Here is a 22,260-nt window from a genome sequence, read left to right as displayed (position 1 = left end):
TCAGCCCGGGGCAGCGCGGCGCACCCGAATTAGCCCGCCATCGGCGGGGGCCCGACGGGTCGGGCCTCCGCCGGTTGCCGCTATGCGGCGATCGCCGTCAGCCCGGCCTCCGCGATCTTTATGTCGTCCGACCAGTGCCCGCCCGAGACGCCGATCCCGCCGACGAGCTGCCCGTCGACGACGATCGGCAGCCCGCCGCCGAACGTGACGAGGCGGTCGATCCCCGTCCGGGCCCCCGGCGCCAACTGCGTGTCGTTCTCGACGAACTCGTGCCACTCGTGGGTGCTCAAGCCGAAGGCGGCGGCGGTGTACGCCTTGTCCTGGGCGATCTGGATGGTCATCAGGCCCGAGCCGTCCATCCGGGCGAACGCGCTGAGATGGCCGGATTCGTCGACCACCGCGACGGAGAACAACACCTCGGTCTGCCGGGCGGCGGCGAGGGCGGCATCGACGATGGCGCGCGCGAGGTCGTTGCTGAGGGCGGGACGAGTGCGGACGGCGGGGCGGATCGGGGCGGCGGTCATGTCGGACTCCTTGCGGGGAGGGGGAGGGGGAGCGGCAGCGAAGGGCAGGGCGCCGTGGCCGAGGCCGGTGGCGGACACCGCGAGCCGCCTCGGAAGGGGCAACTCATTCGCATGCATGCAGCTAACAGCATGCGAATAGCCATTCGCAAGCTGCCTGCTGTCTTGGCGGATACTGCCGGCCGCTCCTACACTCGGCGCATGCATTACTCCGAGCGCCTGATGGTCCACATCAAGCAGGCCGAACGCCTCACCCAGGCCGCCAAGGAGGCCGCGGTACGGGAGGCGGGGATCACCGCCGCCCAGCAGGGCGCGCTCGCTGTGCTCAGTGACAACCCGGGGATCAGCGCCGCCGAACTCGCGCGGCGTCTCTCGGTGACTCCTCAGACGATGAACAGCCTGCTCGGCCGGCTGGAGTCCCGCGGCCTGGTCGCCCGCAGCCCCCACCCGATCCACGGCACGCTGATCGAGGTCCGGATGACCGAGCACGGTAAGAAGGTGTTCGCCCAGGCCGACGCGTTGGTGGCGAGGCTCGACGCCCGGCTCGCCGAGGGGCTCTCCGAGACCGAGTCCGCCGCCGTCCGGGACCTGCTCACCCGGATCACGCGGAACGCCGAGGCCGCGACCCGCCCCCCTCGCGCCGAATAGCCACCGCCGGGCCGCTGCCGACCGACCGCCGTTCACCTGAGTGCCGCCCTCCGGCGGTCCGGTAGCCGTAGGGCCCCGTAGAGGACAGGATGCGACCTACATCGCCCCTACCCTCTCCCCCATGAACAGCCTCCGCATCAGCGACGAGCAGCGCCGCGCCCGCCTCGGGCGGCGGCATCTGCTCTCCCCCTCCCACCGGGCCACGGCCGTCGAGGACGTGGCGGACGCGCTCGTCGCGCTGCACGCGACCGATGCCGCGACGGTGTATCTGTCGGCGTGCGCGCGGCTCGCCGAGCCGTCGACGGCGGAGGTGGAGCGGGGGCTCTACGAGGACGTGACGCTGATCAAGCTGCTGTCCATGCGGCGCACCCTCTTCGCCGTGAGCCGGGAGTTCGCGCCGTACGTCAGCTCCTCCACGGCACGGGCGATCGCGGTGCGCGAGCGGGCCGCGTTCGTGAAGTTCCTGCGGGAGGGCACCGACGGGGGCTGGGACGAGGCGCGGCTCGCCCGGACCGAGGCCGAGGTGCTGGACGCGCTCGCCGCGCGGGGTGAAGCGACGACGGCCGAGCTGGCCGAGGACGTGCCGGTGTTGAGGGAGACGATCGTGGTGTCGCCCGGCAAGCCCTACGAGGGGCGGCAGAGCGTCGGCAGCCGGCTGCTGCGGCTGCTGGCCTCGGACGGACATGTGCGGCGCGCCCGGCCGCGCGGGTCGTGGACCAGCAGCCTGTATCCGTACGCGCGGGTGCCGCAGCTGCCGGAGATCGACGTCCGGGAGGCGAAGGCCGAGGTCGCGCGGCGGTGGCTCGCCGCGTATGGGCCGGCCACGGAGGCGGATCTGAAGTGGTGGACGGGCTGGACGCTCGGCGATACGCGCAGGGCGCTCGCCGATGTGGGGGTGACGGGCGTCGAGCTGTCCCACGGGCCGGGGGTCGTCCTGCCCGACGACGTCGACGACGAGCCCGCCGCCGGGCCCTGGGTCGCCCTCCTGCCCGGGCTCGACCCGACCGCCATGGGTTGGCGCGGCCGGGACTGGTACCTCTCCCCCGGTGACGTGCCCGCTCTGTTCGACCGGGCGGGCAACGTCGGCCCGACCGTGTGGAGTGACGGACGGATCGTGGGCGGCTGGGCGCAGCGGGCGGACGGGGAGGTCGTCTGGCGTCCGCTGGCGGACGTCGGCCGTCAGGCGGCCGCCGCGATCGACGCGGAGGCCGCCCGGCTGGGTGCCTGGCTGGGCGGGGTGCGGGTCACTCCCCGCTTCCGCACCCCGCTGGAACGGGAACTGTGCGCGTGAGCGTCACACCGCACCGGTCGGGCGGTGGCGTGGGCGCCACCGCCCCGTAGCCGTCGGGCAGGGGCTCAGCCCACGACCTTCCAACTCAGCGAGCCGGACAGCCGCTTGCGCAGCGCCGGGTCCACCACCTTGTCCGTGCGGTCGGTGGCCTTGGCCGTCAGCGTGTGGGCCTTGCCGTCCGGCTTCACGCCCAGGGAACGCGGGGTCACGCTCGTGCGTCCCCGGCCCGCCAGGACCTCGCGTCCGTCCACGAACCAGCGCACGGTCGTGGTGGCGGCGGGCAGCTTCACGGTCACCTTGTCCTTGCCACCGACCTTGCCTGAGGTGCTCGTGGTGCTGGTCAGCACGCTCGCGTGCCGGTAGAAGCCCGCGATCATGGCCTCGCGGCCCGGCAGGTTGAACTCGCGCCCCAGCGAGCGCATGATCGAGTCGTCCGTGGGGCGGTAGAGGCCCTTGGGGTAGTAACCGGCGCCCTCGAACGCGCCGACCTTCCCGCCGTCCGGGGAGGTCTTGCCGACCCAGCGGTACCACTTCTTCTTCTGCGCGGAGAGCTGCGCGGCGGTCAGCTTGCTGGTGTTGGCGCTGTCCGGCTCGGCGCCGGTGTACGTGCCGTACTCCTCGTACTGGTACTCGTCGGCGAGCTTGCCGAAGGAGTGGCCGGTCTCGTGCACGGCGACCTGGTCGGAGTCCTCGTTGTCGGACGAGGCGGTGGCGATGCCGTCGTAACCGACCTTGGAGACGACGTCGTTGTAGCCCGCGCCGCCGTACTTGGTGGAGTTCGACAGCACCACGACCAGATCCGCGTCGGGCGCCTTAGCGGCGTACGACTCGACGCGGCCGGTGTCGACGCACAGCAGCCGCTCGATGCCGTCGCAGAAGAACCGCGACTTCAGCGCGGTGTCCTTGACGACACCCTCGCCCGGGTCGCCGGAGACCCCGGACTGACGGGAGACGGCGTCGACGGCCCAGACGTTGAAGAGCTTCTTGTACGAGGCGTAGGGCTCGACGGCGGACATCTGCGCCCACTTGGAGCGCACGTCGGCGTGGAAGTCGCCCTGCTGGGAGGCGGTGTAGCCGTCGCCGATGAAGACGACGTCGACCTTGGTGCGCGCCGTGCCGTTGCCGATGATCTTGCTGAGGGCACCGTCGCCCGCGACCGAGGGCCGCAACGTGCGGGGCGGGGTGGTCGAGGCGGGGACGGTGGTGTGACGGGGGTGGCCGCCGGGGTCGGTGAAGTACTCGACGTGCTGGGTGCGTTCGGCTGTCGGCTTCGCCGGTGCGGGTGCCGGCGGTGTCGCCGTCGCCGTCATCGTCGTCACCGTGGCGGCCAGCGCGGCCGTGAGGGCCGCACCGGCCGCGAGGGATATTCGTCTGCGCATGGGGGGTTCCTCCCTGGGCCCCCCATATAAGTGGGGGGTTAAATCGCATTGAGGTGCGGCTTAACGTAGGGGGCTCAGGGGGCACATGGCAATGGATGAGGTTCAAGTTACCCAAATGACACGCGCAGTTCGTCGCCGGGGGCTGGGCGGCGGCTACGCCTCGTCCCGGACCAGGCGCAACAGCCGGTCCAGGACCACCCGGCCGCTCGCCCGGAGGCCGTCGTGTTCGTACTCGTCCGTGACCCACGTCCGCAGGCCCGCGATCGCGCGCGCGGTGCGCAGCGAGTGCTCGGTGTCGACGTAGAGGTCGTCGTGGTAGATCGCCGCCGCCACGGGGACGGTGTTGCGGGCGAGGCGCTCGGGGTCGTAGAGGGGGGCCCAGTCCCGGCGCTCGGCGAGGAGTTCGGCGGTCTGCCGCAGGGGGCGCAGGGCCGCGTGGGTGCGCAGCATCCAGGGGTGGACGCTCTCGCCGGTGAAGAGGAAACGCGCTCCCGGCTCGATCCACCGTTCGAACTGCGGGTATTCGACCCTCACCCGATCGGCTGACCAGTGCGTCGCGCGCTCGTCCTGGGCATAGATGGCCTCATGGAGGATGGCGTAAAGAGGGCAGTCGGCGCGGGAGAGGACCGCCGCGACCTGTCCGGCGAAGGCGTCGGACAGCCGCGGTCCCGCGACGGTGTCCACGAAGGCGTCCTCGAGGAGGTAGTGCAGTCGGTGGGAGCCGTCCCCGGTGCCGAGGAGGATGCCGAGTTGCTGGAAGGCCGGGACCGTCAGGAGCGTGCCGTCGGGCAGCACCTCCTCGTGGTCGGCGAGATGGTGCGCGATACGGCGCGCGGCGGCCTCGTCGCCCGGGTAACGGGCGTAATGCGCCAGCGACTTGCGCTCCATGCGCGGGTAAGCCGCGCGGTAGACGGTGTCCGCGTCGGCGTCGAGGGACGGCAGTCCGCCGGTGATCAGGACCTCGGCGAGCCCCTCGGGGGCGTACGAGAGGTAGGTGACCGCGCAGAAGCCGCCGAAGCTCTGCCCGAGCACGGTCCATGGCCGGCCGCCGGTCAGCCGGGCGCGGATCAGCTCGCAGTCGCGGACGATGGAGTCGGCGCGGAAGTGGGTGAGGTAATCGGCCTGCCGGGCCGGGGTGCCGCGCAGCGGAAGCGTCTGCCGGGTGGCGGGCGTGGATCGGCCGGTGCCGCGCTGGTCGAGGAGGAGGACGCGGTAGTCCTCCAGCGCCCGGTCCAGCCAGTTCTCCCGGCCCACGGGGCGCCCGGCGGGGCAGCCGGGGCCGCCCTGGAGGTAGACCAGCCAGGGCAGTTCCTCGTGTGCGCGGCGGCGGGCGACGACCTCGCGGGCGTAGAGGCGTATGTGTTCGCCGTCGGGCGCCCGGTGGTCGAGGGGGACGTCGAAGAAGCGGTCGGTCATGACGAGGCCGGGCTGCCGGACGACCCCCGTACCCGTGGTATCTATCGGATCCGCCGGTCCGCTCGTCCGCGCGGCGGCAGCCGCCTTCCCCAAGGCTTCCGGCATCGTCCGTCCTCACCTCGACTACATCGAATCAACCAGATTTAACTCACGACTTAAGTCACGGCGTAACTTACCGAGGGGCACAAGTGGCCGAGAACAGCACCCACGGCATACGGGCCGACGAACCCGCCGACATCGGCCGACGCGTGCTCCGGCTGCGGACGGAACGGGGTCTCACCCAGAAGCAGTTGGCCGAGCCCGCCTACACCGCCGCGTACGTCTCGACCCTGGAGGCCGGGAAGGTACGCCCGTCCGAGACCGCCCTGCGCCATCTCGCGGGGCGCCTCGGCATCACCCTGGAGGAACTGGCCACCGGCCGGCCCCCGCATCTGGCCATCGAGCTGCGGCTGCGGCTGACCGACGCCCGGCGCGTCCTGGCCACCGGGGACGCCGAGGACGCGGCCGCGCGTTTCCGCGCCCTGCGCGCGGAGGCCGCCGGGCACGCCCTGGTGTCCGAGGAGGCCACCGCCGTGCAGGGGCTCGGCGACTGCGCCCTGGAGACCGGTGACCTCATCGCCGCGCGCGACCACTTCGCCGAGGTCGAACGGCTGCTGGCCCACGAGCCGCTGCCGCGCCGCGTCCCGGCCGTCCGCGGCCGTGCCACCGCCCATCTCCTCGCGGGCGAACTCCGGTACGCCTGCTACCTGCTGGAGACGGCCGTCGACGAGCTGAACGCCGCCGGGCTGCACGACCCCGACGCGCTGCTGTTGCTCTACACCGCCGTCATCGCCCCCTACATGGACATGGGAGCGCACGCGCGGGCCGCGCACGCCGCCGAACTCGCGCTCGCGCTCGCCCCGCAGGTTGACAATCCGGCGCTCATCGCGAGCATGCACCGGGGGGTCGCCCGCACCCTCATCGCCGAGGGCCGGATCGCGGAGGCCGACGCCTCGCTCGCCAAGGCCCAGGAGCTGTACCAGCAGCTCCACATCCGCACCGAGCTGGCGCACTGCCACTGGATGCGCGGCTACGTCTACGCACAGGACGGCGATCTGCGCAAGGCCGAGAGCGAGCTGCGCACCGCCCGCGACATGCTGGCCTCAAAGAAGGCCCCGCTGTTCACCGTGCAGGTCGAAGTGGAACTCGCGGACGTGCTGCGGCGGCGCGGGAAGGCGGCCGAGGCGGAGGAGCTGCTGCGCCCGCTGCTGTCGCCCTCGGCCCTGGGTGCCGAGCGCGGCGCTGTCCACGCGGGCGGCGCGCACCGGCTGCTGGGGCTGATCGCCGAGGAGCGTTCCGACTCCGAGGCGGCGGAGGAGCACTACTGCGCGGCGCTGTCCCTGCTGGAGCGCACGGGTGCCGCGGGGGATCTCGCCGATCTGTGCCGGCTGCTGGGCGATCTGCTGCGGCGCACGGGCCGGACGGACGCCGCCCTTGACGCGTACCGCACGGGCCTGGGCCACCGCGCGGCTCCCGGCACGACGACCCTGGGCCCCGCACCGGCCGCGCCTCCGCTGTGGCGGCCGTAGGCCGTGTCCGGGTTTTGGCTGACCCCAGCCAAAACCAGCCCGTCCGGCGATTGAGGACGCGCCCGCAGGGCGCCCGCCGCCGCAGGCGGCAAAACCGACCGGCAGCCGAAGTTCCGCCGGTGAGGCGAAAGGCGGCAACGACGCGGACCGTCAGCCGAAGACCCGCCGGCCAGGCGAAAGGCGTCCGCTGACCGGCTCCTCCCCTCCAGAGGCCGGTCAGCGGCCGGTCGTGTACGGCGCGAGGAGGCTGCTCCAGCCGCGCCGCAGATCCTGGTACTCGTCGGCGCACAGCTCGGCGCGCTCCTTGGTCAGCAGCGTGCCGTCGACGAGTCGGCCGCTCTTCTTCGGCGCGGCGCCGTAGAGGTAGCAGCGGTAGTTGGCCGAGCGGGTGGCCTCCGGGGGGTGCTCGGCGGAGAAGTCGATGTCCTCGGGGGCGGTCTCCCGCGCGTACTGGGCGTAGTTGTCGGCGGCGGCCAGCACCGCGGCCCGGCCCGCGGCGCCCTGCGGGATCAGGTTGTACGCCGCGAACTGGTCGGCGACGTCCTCCTCCCGGCCGGTGGTCGCGAGGTGCAGCGTGTCCTTCAGGGCGTGCGCGGCCTCGTGGTAGAGCGTCTCGGTGATCACACCGGCGGTGCGCTCGTCCGGGTCGGGGCTGTGGGCGTCCTCGAACATCGACCGGACCTCGTCGACGAAGTCGTAGCAGAGTTCGATGCGCCGGGTCTCCTGGTCGTAGGTGGGGACGTCGTCCTTCTCGTCGCAGGTCCGGCCGACGACGCCGATGTCCTTGGGCAGCCGCAGGGTGTCGTTCAGATGCTCGGCGACCCGCTCCGGCAGCCGGCGGTCCTTCAAGAACGGCCGTTCGTCCGCGCCGCCGCGCCGGGGGGCCTCGTAGGACACGGACAGGCCGCCGCTTGTGGGGGACGCGGCGGCCTGGGACCGGGTGCAGCCGCACGCGGTCGCCAGGGCGACGCAGACGCCGGTCGCGACGAGGGCGCGGGCGCGCCACGCGCGATCGGGCGTCCGGGGGTGGGCCCCGGCATGGTGCAGCATGGACACACTCTGCCGGTCGGGGTAACCGGAACGGAATCCCCCGTGGGTCCCGGCCCACCCCCGCCGATCGGCGGGGGTGTCCCCTCCGGCCGGGTGGAGCGCCCGGCTCCGCTTTTGTCCGAGCCGTGCGGCAGGCTGGGGGACGCCGGGGGCCGACAGGAGGCACTCCGGCTCTTGAACAGGGAAGAGGGAGCGGCCCGTGATCCGTGTTGCGGTGGTGGACGACGAGCAGCTCGTCCGGTCCGGGCTCCGGATGATCCTGGGCACGGCCCCCGACATCGAGGTGGTCGCGGACTGCGGCGGCGGCGCGGCCGTGGACACCGTGCGCGGCTGCGCGCCCGACGTGGTGCTGCTCGACATCCGGATGCCGGACGTCGACGGGCTGACCGTGCTCCGCGCCCTGCGCCTCCTCCCGGACCCGCCCGCCGTCGCGATGCTCACCACCTTCGACGCCGACGAGTACCTGGCCGCCGCGCTGCGCGCGGGAGCGTCGGGGTTCCTGCTCAAGGACACCGACCCCGAGCAGCTCGTACGGGCCGTGCGGACCCTCGCCGCCGGGGCCAGCGTGCTGGATCCGGGCGTGACCCGGGCGGTCATCGGCGGCTATCTCGCCGCCGAGGCGGAGACGACCGCCGCCTCGGCGGTGCGGGCGCTGACGCCGCGCGAGCGCGAGGTGCTGGCCCACCTCGGCGCGGGTCTGGCCAACCCCCAGATCGCCGAGCGCATGGGACTGGCCCCCAGCACGGTCAAGGACCACGTCCGGGCCGTCCTCGGCAAGCTCGGCGGGGTCAACCGCGTCCAGGCCGCCGTCGTCGCCGACCGCGCCGGTCTCGTCGCCACCCGCCACCCCGCCGAGGCCGCCCCCGGGGACGGCGGCGCCCGGTGACCGCCTCCCCCCGGTCCCGGCGCCGTCGCGCCGGCGTCCGGCTGCCCGCCGCCGCGCCCGTGGTGGTGCCCGCGCTCTTCGCGGTCATGGACGCGCTGCTCGTCAACGGCACCGGGCTGGGGCTGGAGCTGGGGGTGTCGCTGCTCGCCGCGGTCGCGCTGCTGTGGCGCCGGCGGTTCCCGCTCGTCGTCTTCGCGGCCACGCTGCCCGGCATCTACATCGGCTACATCTGGTTCGCGCCCATGGTCGCGCTCTACACGATCGCGGTCCGCCGGCCCGACCGGCGGCTGCTCGTCGCCTGCGGGCTGCTGCTGGCCACCGCGCACTTCCTGCCCTACCCGATCTCCGAACTCTCCTTCGACGACCGCCGCGAGACGGCCCTCTTCCTCGTGGACGCGCTCGTCACCGCCGCCACCCCCGTCGCCGTCGGCCTGCTCACCCGCACCCGCCGCGAACTGGCCGCCCGCCTCGACGAGCTGACCCGCAGCCGGGCCCGCGAGGACCGGCTGCTGTCCGACCAGGTCCTCGCCACCGAACGGGCCCGGCTCGCCCGCGAGATGCACGACGTCGTCGCCCACCAGGTCAGCCTGATCAGCCTGCAGGCCGGGGCCGTGCAGATCAGCACGGCGGACAACGAGGCGCGCGCCGGGGCCCGCACGATCCGCGAACTGTCCGTGCGCACCCTGGACGAGCTGCGCCACATGGTCGGCATCCTGCGCGCCGCGGGCGCCGACACCGAGGAACTCACCCCGCAGCCGCGCCTGGCCGACCTGCCCCGGCTGATCGAGCTGAGCGCCCTGAACGTCGACTACGAGGACACCTCCGACCGGGCGACCGAGCGTTCCGAGGCCGTCGAGCGGGCCGCCTTCCGCACGGTGCAGGAGGCGCTGACCAACGTGCGCAAACACGCGCCCGGGGCGTGGGTGCGGGTCCGGGTCACCGAGGAGGAGCCGCGGGGCCTGCGGGTCGAGATCCGCAACGGCCCGGCGGATGCGGCCGTACCGGCGCCGGAACTGCCCGGCGGGGGCCACGGTCTGGTCGGGCTGCGGGAGCGGGCGCAGAGCCTGGGCGGAACGCTGACCGCGCACGCCACGGACGACGGCGGCTTCCTCGTACGGGCGGAGTTCCCCGCGTCGGGGTGAACGCGTCGGGGCGGTGGTGCGGACGCCACGGACCGCGGCCGCCCGCCACGTGATCCGCCGGACAGGCTTACGCGGACAGCGGGTTCGCCCGTTCGTCGGTCGCGGTGTCCAGGTCGGGGAAGACCTCGAAGAGGCGGCGCACCCCGAGCGCGCCGAGCACCCGGTTGACGTGCGAGCCGTCGACCGCGCCCTGCGCGGGCAGGATCAGCCGCAGCCGGCCCTGGCAGGAGCGCATCAGCCGGCGGGCGGCGATCAGCACGCCCACCCCGCTGGAGTCGCAGAACCGGACTTCACCGAGGTCGAGCACCAGGCTGCGGCGGCCCTCGGCGACCGCGTCGTGCACATGCTGCCGGACCGCCGGCGAGGTCACGAGGTCCATCTCCCCGGAGACGCGGAGCACGGCCCAGTGGCCCCGCTCGCCCTCCGTCACCTTCAGTGTCACGTGCCCGCAGCCCTTCACTCGGTCCCGCGCTCCCACGGACGTCTTTCCTCGGTGGCCTCTGCCCGGCCGCTTTCCCGTGAAACACCACCTGGCATACGCCGGGCGCCAAGGAGCCTATGCCCCGTCCAAAGCCCTCAGCCCCACAGATCCGGTCACACCCGCATAACACATCGGCACATTCGCACAGGTACGATCCGCAACGATCGGCGCAACGTGCGCAAAGTGAACGTACCCATATCATCCGTGGCCGTTCCCGGGCGGCAATTTGCCGCAAAGGAGGCTGGGGCGCCGGGCGCGGCCACTACATTCGACGAGTATGTGACGGTGGGCACAAGCAGTTTTGGGCAGCAGTACGACGTACGCGCGTACGGGACACGTGAGTGAGACGCCACCGGGTGCCACCCGCGTGGCGGTGCGCACGCAAGGGGGCCGTATGACGACCGACGCACCACCCCGGTGGGACCGGAAGATGCAGCAGCGCCTCGCGAGCGGCGAGGCCGCCGCGCTCGGTGAGCTGTACGACCGGTTCGCCTCCCTCGTGCACGGCCTCGCCCACCGGGTCCTCGGTGACGAGGCGGACGCCGACCGCGTCACCCGCGAGGTGTTCGGCCATGTCTGGGAGCACCCCGACGCCTACGACCCCAAGCAGGGCCCGCTGCGCTCGTGGATCGCCACGCTCGCCCACCGGCAGGCGGTCGGCCGGCTGCGCCAGTCGGAGAGCGACCGGGAGAGCGCGCCGGAGGAGATCGAGGAGAAGGTCCGCGCGGCGTCCGCCGCCGCCCGCGCCGACTACATCGTCACCTCCATGCCCGCCCCGCTGCGCGCCGCCCTGGACCTCGCCTATTTCCGCCGGCTCGACTACCGCAGGGCCGCCGCCGACCTCGGCGTCACCGAGGACGAGGCGCGCCGCCGTCTCCGGCTGGGCCTGCAACTGCTCGCCACCGCCCACCCCGGGCCGCGCGCGGCGGTGCCGCCCGGCCGCGGGCAGGGGAGGGCCGGCCGGTGAGCGGCACCGACGACCCGGCGGGCCCCGGCCACCGGCTGCCCGGCGGCGGGCACGGCGCGGCGGACCGTCCACCGCGCATACCCCCGCCGCGTCCGCCCGCCGAGGACGCACCGCGCTGGCCGTACGCACCGGACCCGGCGCCCCGGCCGGTCCCGCCGCCCTCCCCCGCCCCCGCCCCCGAACCGCCCGTGCCCGCGACGCCACCGATGTCCCACGGACTGCTCACGTCACTGCTCGGCGCCTGGGCGCTGGCCGCCTGCTCCCCCGAGGAGACTGCGGCGGTCGAAGCGCATCTGACGGACTGTGCGAGCTGCGCGGAGGAAGCCGTCCGGCTGCGGGACGCGGTCGCCCTGCTGCACCCCGAGGACAATCTCGACCTGGACCCCACCCTGCGCTCGCGCACCCTCGCCACCTGTCTGTCCCGCCGCCCCGCCCGTATCCCGGTGCCCGAATGGGCCGCCCCCTACGACGCGGAGACCGCCCGCCTCGACGCCCTCCTCCGTGACATCGGCGAGTCGGAATGGCGGGCCCCGGTGCGGCTGGGCTGGTTCGACGGCCGGCGCCCGGCCGGGCGGGACACCACCGTGGCCGAGGTCATCGGCCATCTGATGGCGGTGGACGGCATCGTCGCGGACGCGCTCGGGCTCCCCGCCCGGCGGGGCTGCGAGGGGCCCGGGACGCCCACGGAACGCACGGAGGCGTTCTGGACCTCGGCCGCCGAGCGGGCACCGGGGGACATACGGGCCGCCTGGCGCGCCCAGAGCCACTCGTTGCTCAGGACGGTCTCCTTCGCGGACGGCGGCGTCGCCGGCCTCGACGTCCCGTACGGCCCGTTCGCCCTGCCGCTGCGGGACTCCCTCCTCGACCGTGCCTTCGAATGCTGGGTGCACGCCGGGGACATCGCCGAGGCCGTCCACTACCCCTACGCCCCACCGGCGGCCGGCCATCTGCACCGGCTGATCGACCTCGCGGCCCGGCACCTGCCCGCCACGATCGCGCACCGCCGCCGCACGGGCCTGGCGGGCCCGCCCCGCACCCTGGTCGCGGCGGGCACGCCGGGCCGCACCCTCCACCTGGAGATCGAGGGCGACGGCGGCGGCCACTGGCGCATTCCCCTCGACTCCCCGGCTGCGCTCCCCTCGGCGGACGAGGAGGTGGCCCATGTAGCGCTGGACGCCCTGGAGTTCTGCCGCCTCGCGGCGGGCCACGTACCGCCGGAGGAAGCGGCGGCGGGCCAGCACGGGGACCGTGAGGCGATCCGCGACGTGCTGCTCGCCACGGCTTCGCTCTCGCGGTTGTGACGACGTCGGGTTGACGTGACGTGGGGCCCCGCATCTCGGATGCGGGGCCCCACGGGGTGAGAGGCCCGCGGCAACGGGTGGCTCTCGAAGCTGCGGCAGACCGTCCGGACGGAACATGTACCGGCATCGCAGTTCTGCTGAGTTTCTCCCACGCGGACCGGCGTTGCAGGAAGGGTCGCAACACGTGCCGGATGGATCCGGACACTCGCTGAACAACCCCGGGGCGCCGGCCAGGCACAACGTGAAACCGGCCGCCATTGTTCACTCTCATCCCGGACGCTCGGTAAACAATCCGCGTCGACACCTCACGATGACGAACGAACACGGCCCCGGAATCCGGTGAACAACCAGACCTTCTGAGCGGGTGACTTCACGCCACGCCAGCTGGGACAGTGGAGCCGTGTCCCGGGCGGCAACCCGTGACACTCCATCAAGGGCCGTCCGGACAAAGGGAAGTGGTACTTGTGTCGATCGATACGCACACACTGTGCGTCAGTCTGCCGGGAGGAAGGACCCTCACGGTGCCGCCGGTGATTCCGGTACTGGTGGTCGTCGTCGTGCTCGTCGCACTCGGCTACGACGAGACCGCCGCGCTCGCGACCATTCTCGCCGCCGGTACGGCGGCACGCGAGCTCCAGCGCACGTCCTGACCCCTGTCGGCTGCCAGGGGGTGCCGCGCCTTTCGCGGCACCCCCTGGACCACCCGCGGGAGGCGGGAGTGGCACGCCCGGAAAACCCGATCGACCCCACGGCCCCGTACGGGACGTTCGCCCGGCAACTGCGGAAGCTGCGCCGCGCCGCCGGTTCACCCACGTACGCGACCCTCGCACGACGCACGATTTATTCGGTGTCCGCGCTGTCCCAGGCGGCGGCGGGCCGCAAGCTCCCGAGTCTCGAACTCACCCTCGCGTACGCCACGGCCTGTGGCGGCGACCGCGAGCACTGGACCGAGCAGTGGCTGATCGCCCAGCACCAAGCGGAGCCGGCCCCACTCGGCGGCCCGGCCACCACCGAGGTACGCCCCTGGTCGACGCGACCGCCCGTCCCGGCCTCGTCCGAAACCCCTCGGGAGTTCATCGCCTGCTTGCGGGAACTGAAGCTCTGGGCGGGCAACCCGTCGCTGTCACGGCTCGAGGACATCGCGCGGAACTGGACCCCGCGCACCGCCCGCCTGCCGCGCAGCACCATCGGCGACGCCCTGGACCCCAAACGCGCCTCGCTGCCCACCTCGTTCGTCGTCCGGTCGCTCGTACGCGCCTGTCTGGCCTTCGCCCAACGACAGAGCCGGATCCACGCGGAGGAGACCGCAGGGGTCGTGGAGCAGTGGCACGAGCACTGGCTGCGCCTGTCCAGGAGCGGACACCGGCAGCCGGCCCCACAGCCCGCACCGAAGCCCGTGTCGGACACATTGCCGGTCCTCGTGAAGAAGACCGTGGAGGTCGCCGAGCTGCCCCTCCCCCGGGCCCGCGTGCTGCGCGCCCCCCTCGATCACGTACCGGACGCCAGGCGCGTCCTGGCCGAGGAACTGCGGGCCCTGTTCGGCGAGCTCGGTACCTCCCTGCGCGCGTTCGCCCAGCGACATCACAGGGACGTGAGCACCGTCTCCCGGTACCTCTCGGGCAGCCGTATCCCGCCGTGGGAATTCGTCTACGCGCTGTTGCGGGACGTGTCGCTGCACCGGGGCCGGGAGGTCGCACCGGACGCGGTGAGCCGTCTCCGGCAATTGCACCTGGCCGCCCTGCGCCCCCATCAAATGGCGGGGCTGCGCCAAGCCCTCGACGACGCCGAGTCCCAGTTGCGCCGGAGCATCGCGTGGGAAGCCGAGCTCAAGGAGCAACTGTCCGCCCGGCTGGAGGCCATCGCCGAGCTGGAAGCACGGCTGCGGGAGCTTCAAGGCTCCCGCCAGCCGCGATCCGCCTGACCCTCGCGGGCCGCCGTTACGCGAAGACGACCGTCCGCCGCCCGTTCAGCAGCACCCGGTGCTCGCTGTGCCACTTCACCGCGCGCGCCAGCGCCTGGCACTCCACGTCGCGGCCGATCGCCACGAGCTGGTCGGGGGTGACGCCGTGGCCGACGCGCTCGACCTCCTGCTCGATGATCGGGCCCTCGTCCAGGTCGGCGGTCACGTAGTGCGCCGTGGCGCCGATCAGCTTCACACCGCGCGCGTGGGCCTGGTGGTACGGCTTGGCGCCCTTGAAGCTCGGCAGGAAGGAGTGGTGGATGTTGATGATCCGGCCGGACAGGGCCTTGCACAGGTCGTCGGAGAGCACCTGCATATAGCGGGCGAGGACGACCAGCTCGACGCCCTCGGCGCGGACCAGCTCCAGCAGTTCCGCCTCCGCCTCCGGCTTGTTCTCCTTCGTCACCGGGATGTGGCGGAAGGGGATGCCGTACGAGCCGACCAGCTCGGCGAAGTCGGTGTGGTTGGAGACGACGGCCGCGATCTCGACCGGAAGCGCGCCGATCCGGGACCGGAAGAGCAGGTCGTTGAGGCAGTGCCCGAACTTGGACACCATCAGCACGACGCGCATCTTCTCGTCGGAGCGGTGGATCTGCCAGTCCATGTGGAAGGTGTCACCGATGGCCGCGAAGCTGGCCCGCAGCTTGTCCACCGTCACCGGGGCGTCGGCGGTGAAGTGGACCCGCATGAAGAAGAGCCCGGTGTCGTGATCGCCGAACTGCTGGCTGTCCTCGATGTTGCAACCGGTCATGAAGAGATAGCTGGACACCGCGTGGACGATGCCCTGCTTGTCCGGGCAGGAGAGGGTGAGGACGTACTGTTCGGGGGCCCCTTCGGTGGCGGGGGGCTGCGAGGCGTTCATAGCCCAATAGCGTCGCATACCCGTCGGCCCCATCGGACCGCCCGCCTCCGCGGGACCCCCGGACCGGGCCCCGCGAAGGGCCCGCGAGCGGTCAGGCGATGCGGGTGAGCCGCGCCAGCACATCCAGCGGACGCGGCGGTACGTCCGCTTCGTCCCCGTCGTTCGCCGCCAGCCGGACATGCGCCTCGCGGGCGGCCCGTACGGCCTCCGGCCAGGCGTGGTGCTCCAGATACGCCGAGACGGGCGCGTCGGCCCCGACCTGGTGCATGATCCGCAGCACCCGCAGGACGGCGACGTCGACGAGGTTGGCCTCGGCCGGGTCCCGGAAGATCGTCCCTATGTATTTCTCCGCCGACCAGTTGTCCAGCCAGGTGTCCTCGACGAGCCGGTAGACGGCGTCGGTCACATCTCCGTACCCCGGGAGCCCGGGCAGCCAGCACTCCCGCTGGAAGACGGGGTCCGAGAGCATGTGCAGCGCGGAGCGCACGTTCACGCGCCAGCGCCACCACGGCATGTCATTGAGCGGCATGCCGTCCATGGTGGTCGAGCGGCGGCCGCGACGGGAAGACTTCTCCGAACCTTGCACAGCACTCGATCGTACGTTCCCCCTCGGTCGTCCACATCAGGCCCCCGCAATTCACTCCGGTGACACTCGTCGTCGCACCGCGATCACACGTCCGTTCCCCGGCGGCCGCGAGAGTGCGGGCCATGACCGGACGGCGCCGCCTGACCATCCGCCCCTTACGGACCACCACGACCGCCGCGGTGTGCGCCACGGCGCTGACCGCGGCGCTTCTCACCGGGTGCGCGGGGCTCCCCGGGGCGCGGGGGGACTCCTGGGCGCCCGTCACCGTCATGACCTGGGCCCCCGAGGGCACCCCGGCCACCAACATGGCGGGGATGCCCGCGATGGCCGGTGCGTTCGCCCGCTGGGTCAACGCGCACGGCGGCATCCACGGCCGCGACCTCAAGGTCCTCACCTGCAACGAGCGCAATGAATCGGTCGCGGCGTCGCACTGCGCGCGGCGTGCCGTCGAGGAGGGGGTCGTCGCGGTCGTCGGCTCCTACAGCCAGCACGGCCGGGCGATGATGTCCCCGCTGGAGGCGTCCGGCACCCCCTTCATCGGCGGCTACGGCCTGACCGACGAGGAGCTGAGCAGCCCGCTGTCCTACCCGGTCAACGGCGGCCAGGCCGCCCTGCTCGCGGGCAACGGGCGCCAGCTGGCGGGCGTCTGCGAGCGCGTCGCCCTCGTACGGCCCGACACGATCTCCGGTGATCGTCTGCCCGCGCTGCTCGACGCCGGGCTCGCCGCCGCGGGCCGGCCACCGGCCGCCGACCTCCGCGCCCCCGAGGACGCCACCGACTACGAGCGGACGAGCGCACAGGCCCTGAAGGCCGCGGGCCCCGGCGGCGGGGGCTGCGTCACCGCGGCGCTCGGCGAGCGCACGGACACGTTCTTCGACTCCTTCCGACGTCAGCCGGAGGCCGGGGCCAAGGTGCGGATCGCCTCCGTGCTCGGCAGCGTCCGGCAGTCGCTCGTCGACCGCACCGGCGGCGCGAAGAGCCCGCTGGAGGGCGCGTTCGCCACCGGCTGGTACCCCGCCGCGGACGATCGCCGCTGGGCGGCCATGCGCGAGGTCATCGACCGGCACGCCTTCGGTGACAACCGTCTCGACCCCGCCGATCCCGGCGTGCAGACCACGTGGATCGCCTACACCGCCCTGCGGTCGGTGCTCATGGCGCTCGACGCCGGGGACATCAGCGCCCACGCGGTACGCGGCGCGCTCGACCGGGGGCACCGCGTCGGCACGGGCGGGCTGACGCCCCCGCTCTCCTGGCGCTACCAGGACCTGCTGGCCGTCCAGGACTATCCGCGGATCGTCAACGCCAATGTCACCTATCAGGTGGTGCGGGACGGCCGGCTCGTGGCGGTGCGCGAGGGGTTCACCGACGTCACCAGGACGCTGGAGCACCGCCGCAAGCCCGCGTGACGGCGCGGGCGGGCGCACAGCCGGGGCTCACAGCCGGACTCCGCCGGGCTCACAGCTGGGACCACGCGTGCTGGCTCAGCCCGTACTTCTTGGCGATCGGGTTCCACAGGTCGGCCGCCTTCTTCTTCGCGGCGGTCGCGTCACCGCTGGCCTTGTCGCCGGCGGCGCTCTCCCGGGTGGGGCGGGCGTGGCCCTTGAGGCAGCCCCGCTTGCCGTCCACCTGCTTGGCCCACTTCGCGTAGTGGCTGTCCGCCGAGGCGGACGACTGCCAGGCCTTCCGCAGCTGCGACGCCAGCTCCGCGTGGTCGGGCAGCTTGTCGATCGGGGTCCGGCCGAGGCGGGTCACCAGACCGTCGCGCTGGGTGGCGGCCGCCCGCAGATCGCTCGCGGACGCGTCGAGGTTCTTGCAGCTCTTGGTGGAGTCCACGGCCTTGATGACCGACTCCCGGCTGTTGTTGCTGTCCTTGAGCAGCGCGTCCAGCGCCTTCGCCTGGGCCAGCGCCGGGTCGGCGGACGGTGACGGCGGCGGGCTCGTCTTCTGGTCGTCGTCCTTCGGCGGCTGGCTGGGGGCCGCGCTCGCGGAGGTGTTCTGTTTGTCGCTGGTGTCCTCGTCGCCGCCGCTGAGCAGCGCGCCCGCGCCGAGGCCGGCGATCGCGCAGGCCGCCACGACCGCGCCGATCAGCACGGCCGGGGACTTCTTGCGCCGGGCCGGCGGGTCGTAGGGCTCGTGGGGTTCGGGGGCCCGGTGCGCCTCGTGGGGCGCCCGTCGGCCGGGGCCGCCCGGGCCCTGGTGGGACGGCACGGGCCCGTGGCCGGGCGGCGGCGTCTGCTTGCGGATGGGCTCCTGGACGGGCGGCAGCTGCGCCGTCGGCTCGGCGGCGCGGAACAGCCCGTCGAACTCGGCCGGCGGCGGCCGCTCCGCCTGGCCCGGCCGCATCGCGAAGATCGGCGGCCCGCCGGCGGCCGGGTCGGCCGAGTGCGCGGCCGGGGCCGAGGGCCGCTCGGAGACGGGCGGCAGATGACGGGTGGCCTCGAACTCCGCCGGGGCGGGCGGCTGCGGGGAGAGCAACTGCGTGGCCTCCGCGGCCGATTCGGCGGCGTGCCGCCCGTGCGGCCGGTCGTCCCGCTCGGCGCCCGACGGGCCGGTGCCGGGTGTGCCGGCGGGTATGCCGCCGGGTATGTCGCCGCCCACGGGCGGCAGGTACTGGGTCGCCTCGGACGGCGAGTCGGGCGAGCCGCCCGGCTCCAGGTACTCGGGGGTCACGGCCGAGGGGTCGGCCGCCCCGCGCGCGAAGGACGCGGTCGGCGTGGACGAGCCGGGCAGGGAACCGGTCCCCATGGACGGCAGGTACTGCGTCGCTTCCGACACCGAGTCGGAGGAACCGGGCGCGGGCCCGTCGGCGGCCACCGGCGGAAGGTACTGCGTCGCCTCGGACACCGAGTCGGAGGCAGGCTGGGCGAAGGGCGCGGGCGGCACCGGCGCGCCGGGGAGGGGGCCGTTGCCGACGGGCGGGAGGTACTGGGTCGCCTCGGACGCCGAATCGCCCCCCCGCGCCGGGCCCGTGGCCACGGGCGGCAGGTACTGGGTGGCCTCGGAGGCCCCCGGGGCCGGCGGGGTGCCCGGCGCGTGGGCGGGCGGCGGCGGCACGCTGACGAAGGCCTCGGTCACCTGCGTGACCCGCATGGGCTGCCCGGCCTCCTGCGGCGGCTGGGCCGGCGGGTTCCCCGGCGCCTGCCGGGGACGCTCCGGAGGCAGGGGCGCGCGCTGCCCGTCGGCGCTCCAGGGCTCACCCCAGGACTCGTCCGATGCCGCCGCGTCCCGCTGCTCCCGGCCGGGGGACCACGGCGCGGCGTGGCTCCTGCGCGAGGGCAGCACGACGCCCTCGTGCACGGGCTGCGCGGGCGGGGCCGCAGGGAACTGCGGCTCGTCTCCCTGTCCGCTCTGCGTCACCGGGACTCCTCAAGCTGTACGGGACTGACTCGAACCGGCGGCTCACGCTACCGGTTCGCACTGGCGGTCGGCCATGCACCGCCCGTCCAGCCCCGTACGACGCTCCTGCCCCCCGGCCCGGTTCCGTCCCGACGGGCCTAGGCCCTGTCCGGCGGATCTTCGGCTGCGAGCCGTCGTGGCCGCCTCTCGCCTGGCCGGCGGTCTCTTCGACTGCGGGCCGTCGTGGCCGCCTGCGGCGGCAGGCGCCCTGCGGGCGCGTCCTCAATCGCCGGACGGGCTTAATTCGAGCCCGTCCGGCGATTGAGGACACCGCCGCGCAGCGGTGGTGCACCCCCCATGCAACCGCCGGCCAGGCCTACGCCGCTTGTACCTCCAGCCTGGCCCCGAACTCCCGGACCACGGACTCCTCCCGGTAGGGCGCGAGGCGCTGCTGGAAGTCCTCCAGATACTCCGCGCCGCGGTTCGAGCGCAGCGAGCCGAGGAGTTCCAGGGCGCGGGTGCCCGTGGCGCAGGCCTCTTCCACCTCGCGCTGCTGGACGTGGGCGGTGGCCAGCAGCAGCAGACCGATGGCGCGGCGGCGGACGCGGCCCTCGGGGTGACCGGCGACGGCCGCCTCGGCCTGGCGGCGGGCCGGTTCGGCCTGGCCGAGGTCGCGGTGGCAGTGCGCCAGCTCGTCCGCGAGATAGGCCTGGTCGAAGTGACGGATCCACGGCGGATCGTCCCCCGAGTCCCCGTCGCCGTCGGCCTGTTCGAGACAGGTCACCGCCCGGGTCGCGACGGACTGGAAGGCCCGCGCGTCACCGAGCAGCGCGTGACCGCGCGCCTCGGCCGCGCAGAACATCGCCTCGGCCCGCGGGGTGACCCGCCCCCGCGCCCCCTCCTGCGCGGCCTTGGCGAGCTGGGCGATCTCCCTCGGATTGCCCAGCGACGCGGCGAGATGACTCATGCTCGCGGCCAGCACATAGCCGCCGTAACCACGGTCCCCGGCGGCCTGGGCCAGCCGCAGCGCCTGGATGTAATAGCGCTGGGCGAGACCGGGCTGACCGGTGTCGACGGCCATGTACCCGGCCAGCTCCGTCAACCGGGCGACCGCCGCGAAGAGTTCACGGCCGACCACCTCCCGGTAGGAGCCGGCCAGCAGCCCGGAGACGACGCTGTTGAGGTAGTGGACCACCACCGGGCGGACGTGCCCGCTGCCGTACCGGTGATCCAGCTCCACGAGGGCGTCGGTCGTGGCCCGGACGGCCTCGACGTCGGAGACCCCGACCCGGGCGCCCGCGTTGCGCGCCACCTGCGCGTCGGCACTGGTGATCAGCCAGTCCCGGCTGGGCTCGACGAGCGCGGAGGACGCCACGGACGTACCGCTGAGGAAGTCCCGGCGGCCCACGTCACTGCGCCACAGCTCACAGACCTGCTCGATGGCACCGAGCACGGTCGGGGAGAACTGCAGCCCGACACCGGAGGCCAGGTTCTTGCCGTTGGCCATGCCGATCTCGTCGATCGTCACCGTACGGCCCAGCTTGCGGCCGAGCGCCTCGGCAATGATCGCCGGGGCGCGGCCTCGCGGCTGCTGGCCGCGCAGCCAGCGGGCTACGGACGTTTTGTCGTACCGAAGATCGAGGCCGTGCTCGGCACCGCACATATTGACCCGGCGCGCCAGACCGGCGTTGGAACAGCCCGCTTCCTGAATGAGTGCCTGCAGCCGTTCGTTCGGCTGCCGCGCCACGAGTGGCCGTGCGGCCATGCTGTACCCCCTGAAACTGCTATGCCTTCGCGACGGCTGCCGCGAAGCGCGGAGAAGCTGAGACGGCTGTGAACGCGTTCTCCTGTGATCTTTGCCCCCCTGGTGTCCGGAGAATGCGGGACTTACCGGTAATGACCGGCAATTGCGGTAATGACGCGGTGACATCTGCGGTAGGCGAAACGGTGACGACCGCGTCCGCGACCGCCAGGCAGGTGGCTACCCCTTCGCGGCGGCGAACCCGCGCCTGCGCCCCCGTGCATGCTCCCGTGCGCCCCATATGCATGGCCGGGGTCCGCGGAGGAGGCCATGCCCGAGCCGTAACCCCTGGTGACAAGGGGAGTTGTGATGAACGTGGAAAAGACCATCGGAGTAGGAGCCCCGCTTATCCCCCAACAACGCGGCGAGCAGGTCCTCGACGCCGCGGTTCGATACGCGGAAGAACGGCACTGGGACGTATTCGCCGGCACCTGGCTGGAAGTCGACCAGGGCAGGGAACGCTGCTCGTGCGGTGATCTCGACTGCCCCTCGCCCGGCGCGCATCCGGCCCGCCCCGACTGGGCCACCCAGGCCACCGGCAGCGCGGTCGCCGCGCGCCGGATGTGGGCGAAACAGCCCAACTCCTCGGTTCTGCTCCCGACCGGCCGCACCTTCGACGCGCTCGACGTACCCGAGAGCGCGGGCTGTCTCGCGCTCGCCCGGATGGAGCGGATGGAGATCCAGCTCGGGCCGATCACCTCCACCCCGCACCGCCGGATGCTGTTCTTCGTCCTGCCCGGGGGTGCCCTGAAGGTCGCCGACCTGGCCCGGAAGCTGGGCTGGCCGCCCTCGTCCCTGGACCTGGTCGCGCGTGGCGAGGGTGACTACGTCGTCGCGCCGCCGACCCGGATGGGCGCGCGCGGCGCGGTCCAGTGGGCGCGCCAGCCGACCGCCGCCAACCGCTGGCTGCCCGACGCGGAAGAGCTGGTCAGTGCCCTCGCCTACGCGTGCGGCCGGGAGACCGCGGACGCCCGCGGCCGCTAGTCCGCTCCGCGGCGGTCGGAGTCGTTCGCAGTCGCTACGACTGCCGTCCCGCCGGAGGGGCTCAATCAAGCCCGCCCGGCG

General features: G+C 73.3%; 19 protein-coding genes. 10 read left to right on the top strand and 9 right to left on the bottom strand.

Annotated features, from left to right (window positions below; all coding sequences use genetic code 11):
- Nucleotides 1–80: 80 nt before the first annotated feature.
- Nucleotides 81–524 carry a GlcG/HbpS family heme-binding protein gene (locus ACZ6MA_RS13395; protein WP_469433484.1) on the bottom strand — a complete coding sequence of 148 codons (444 nt, stop codon included), beginning with the start codon at nt 522–524 and terminating at the stop codon, nt 81–83.
- A gap of 198 nt (nt 525–722) precedes the next feature.
- Between ACZ6MA_RS13395 and ACZ6MA_RS13390 the strand changes: the two genes are divergently transcribed.
- Nucleotides 723–1,169 carry a MarR family winged helix-turn-helix transcriptional regulator gene (locus tag ACZ6MA_RS13390; RefSeq protein ID WP_469433483.1) on the top strand — a complete coding sequence of 149 codons (447 nt, stop codon included), beginning with the start codon at nt 723–725 and terminating at the stop codon, nt 1,167–1,169.
- Between the two features lie 121 nt (nt 1,170–1,290).
- Nucleotides 1,291–2,460 (top strand): winged helix DNA-binding domain-containing protein, encoded by a 1,170-nt coding sequence (locus tag ACZ6MA_RS13385; RefSeq protein ID WP_469433482.1) that lies wholly within the window; start codon nt 1,291–1,293, stop codon nt 2,458–2,460.
- 65 nt (nt 2,461–2,525) lie between these two features.
- On the opposite strand, the gene ACZ6MA_RS13380 is transcribed toward ACZ6MA_RS13385, so the two are convergent.
- Both ACZ6MA_RS13380 and ACZ6MA_RS13375 read right to left on the bottom strand, forming a co-directional pair.
- Complete coding sequence (locus tag ACZ6MA_RS13380) at nt 2,526–3,839, bottom strand: M64 family metallopeptidase (RefSeq protein WP_469433480.1); 1,314 nt, start codon at nt 3,837–3,839, stop codon at nt 2,526–2,528.
- A gap of 153 nt (nt 3,840–3,992) precedes the next feature.
- Nucleotides 3,993–5,255, bottom strand: coding sequence for an alpha/beta fold hydrolase (locus tag ACZ6MA_RS13375; RefSeq protein WP_469434087.1), 1,263 nt, complete (start codon nt 5,253–5,255; stop codon nt 3,993–3,995).
- A 188-nt stretch (nt 5,256–5,443) separates the two neighbouring features.
- Here ACZ6MA_RS13375 and ACZ6MA_RS13370 point away from each other — a divergent pair, with 188 nt between their 5' ends.
- On the top strand, nt 5,444–6,823 hold the full coding sequence (locus tag ACZ6MA_RS13370) for a helix-turn-helix domain-containing protein (protein WP_469433479.1): 1,380 nt from the start codon (nt 5,444–5,446) through the stop codon (nt 6,821–6,823).
- A gap of 216 nt (nt 6,824–7,039) precedes the next feature.
- Here ACZ6MA_RS13370 and ACZ6MA_RS13365 read toward each other — a convergent pair whose 3' ends face one another.
- Nucleotides 7,040–7,873, bottom strand: a complete 834-nt coding sequence (locus ACZ6MA_RS13365; RefSeq protein ID WP_469433477.1) for a DUF4344 domain-containing metallopeptidase — start codon at nt 7,871–7,873, stop codon at nt 7,040–7,042.
- 199 nt (nt 7,874–8,072) lie between these two features.
- On the opposite strand from ACZ6MA_RS13365, the gene ACZ6MA_RS13360 reads away from it, so the two are divergent.
- Both ACZ6MA_RS13360 and ACZ6MA_RS13355 read left to right on the top strand, forming a co-directional pair.
- On the top strand, nt 8,073–8,759 hold the full coding sequence (locus tag ACZ6MA_RS13360; protein WP_469433475.1) for a response regulator: 687 nt from the start codon (nt 8,073–8,075) through the stop codon (nt 8,757–8,759).
- The gene (locus ACZ6MA_RS13355; RefSeq protein ID WP_469433473.1) at nt 8,756–9,901 is read left to right on the top strand and encodes a sensor histidine kinase; all 1,146 of its coding nucleotides are present in this window, start codon (nt 8,756–8,758) and stop codon (nt 9,899–9,901) included. The genes ACZ6MA_RS13360 and ACZ6MA_RS13355 overlap by 4 nt, the downstream gene beginning before the upstream one ends.
- Before the next feature lie 67 nt (nt 9,902–9,968).
- On the opposite strand, the gene ACZ6MA_RS13350 is transcribed toward ACZ6MA_RS13355, so the two are convergent.
- Nucleotides 9,969–10,343 (bottom strand): STAS domain-containing protein, encoded by a 375-nt coding sequence (locus ACZ6MA_RS13350; protein ID WP_469433471.1) that lies wholly within the window; start codon nt 10,341–10,343, stop codon nt 9,969–9,971.
- 433 nt (nt 10,344–10,776) lie between these two features.
- Between ACZ6MA_RS13350 and ACZ6MA_RS13345 the strand changes: the two genes are divergently transcribed.
- The 3 genes from ACZ6MA_RS13345 (at nt 10,777) to ACZ6MA_RS13335 (ending at nt 14,571) form a co-directional block, all read left to right on the top strand.
- Nucleotides 10,777–11,349 carry a sigma-70 family RNA polymerase sigma factor gene (locus tag ACZ6MA_RS13345; protein ID WP_469433470.1) on the top strand — a complete coding sequence of 191 codons (573 nt, stop codon included), beginning with the start codon at nt 10,777–10,779 and terminating at the stop codon, nt 11,347–11,349.
- Entirely contained in the window at nt 11,346–12,650 is a 1,305-nt protein-coding gene (locus ACZ6MA_RS13340) for a maleylpyruvate isomerase N-terminal domain-containing protein (protein WP_469433468.1), read from the top strand. Before ACZ6MA_RS13345 ends, ACZ6MA_RS13340 begins: the two co-directional genes overlap by 4 nt.
- A 718-nt stretch (nt 12,651–13,368) precedes the next feature.
- Nucleotides 13,369–14,571 carry a helix-turn-helix domain-containing protein gene (locus ACZ6MA_RS13335; RefSeq protein WP_469433467.1) on the top strand — a complete coding sequence of 401 codons (1,203 nt, stop codon included), beginning with the start codon at nt 13,369–13,371 and terminating at the stop codon, nt 14,569–14,571.
- A 16-nt stretch (nt 14,572–14,587) separates the two neighbouring features.
- Here ACZ6MA_RS13335 and purU read toward each other — a convergent pair whose 3' ends face one another.
- Nucleotides 14,588–15,472, bottom strand: coding sequence for a formyltetrahydrofolate deformylase (gene purU, locus ACZ6MA_RS13330; RefSeq protein ID WP_469433465.1), 885 nt, complete (start codon nt 15,470–15,472; stop codon nt 14,588–14,590).
- Between the two features lie 91 nt (nt 15,473–15,563).
- Entirely contained in the window at nt 15,564–16,001 is a 438-nt protein-coding gene (locus ACZ6MA_RS13325) for an SCO4402 family protein (protein ID WP_469433464.1), read from the bottom strand.
- Nucleotides 16,002–16,180: 179 nt separating this feature from the next.
- Here ACZ6MA_RS13325 and ACZ6MA_RS13320 point away from each other — a divergent pair, with 179 nt between their 5' ends.
- Complete coding sequence (locus ACZ6MA_RS13320) at nt 16,181–17,464, top strand: ABC transporter substrate-binding protein (protein WP_469433462.1); 1,284 nt, start codon at nt 16,181–16,183, stop codon at nt 17,462–17,464.
- Between the two features lie 49 nt (nt 17,465–17,513).
- Here the strand turns inward: ACZ6MA_RS13320 and ACZ6MA_RS13315 are convergent, their stop codons facing one another.
- Entirely contained in the window at nt 17,514–19,415 is a 1,902-nt protein-coding gene (locus ACZ6MA_RS13315) for a hypothetical protein (protein WP_469433460.1), read from the bottom strand.
- 355 nt (nt 19,416–19,770) lie between these two features.
- Nucleotides 19,771–21,159, bottom strand: a complete 1,389-nt coding sequence (locus ACZ6MA_RS13310) for a transcriptional regulator (RefSeq protein WP_469433459.1) — start codon at nt 21,157–21,159, stop codon at nt 19,771–19,773.
- 345 nt (nt 21,160–21,504) lie between these two features.
- Here ACZ6MA_RS13310 and ACZ6MA_RS13305 point away from each other — a divergent pair, with 345 nt between their 5' ends.
- Complete coding sequence (locus ACZ6MA_RS13305; RefSeq protein ID WP_469433457.1) at nt 21,505–22,179, top strand: bifunctional DNA primase/polymerase; 675 nt, start codon at nt 21,505–21,507, stop codon at nt 22,177–22,179.
- Nucleotides 22,180–22,260: the final 81 nt, after the last annotated feature.

Source organism: Streptomyces sp. NPDC042259, from assembly GCF_055582085.1.
This window is presented reverse-complemented; position numbering and strand designations above follow the sequence as displayed.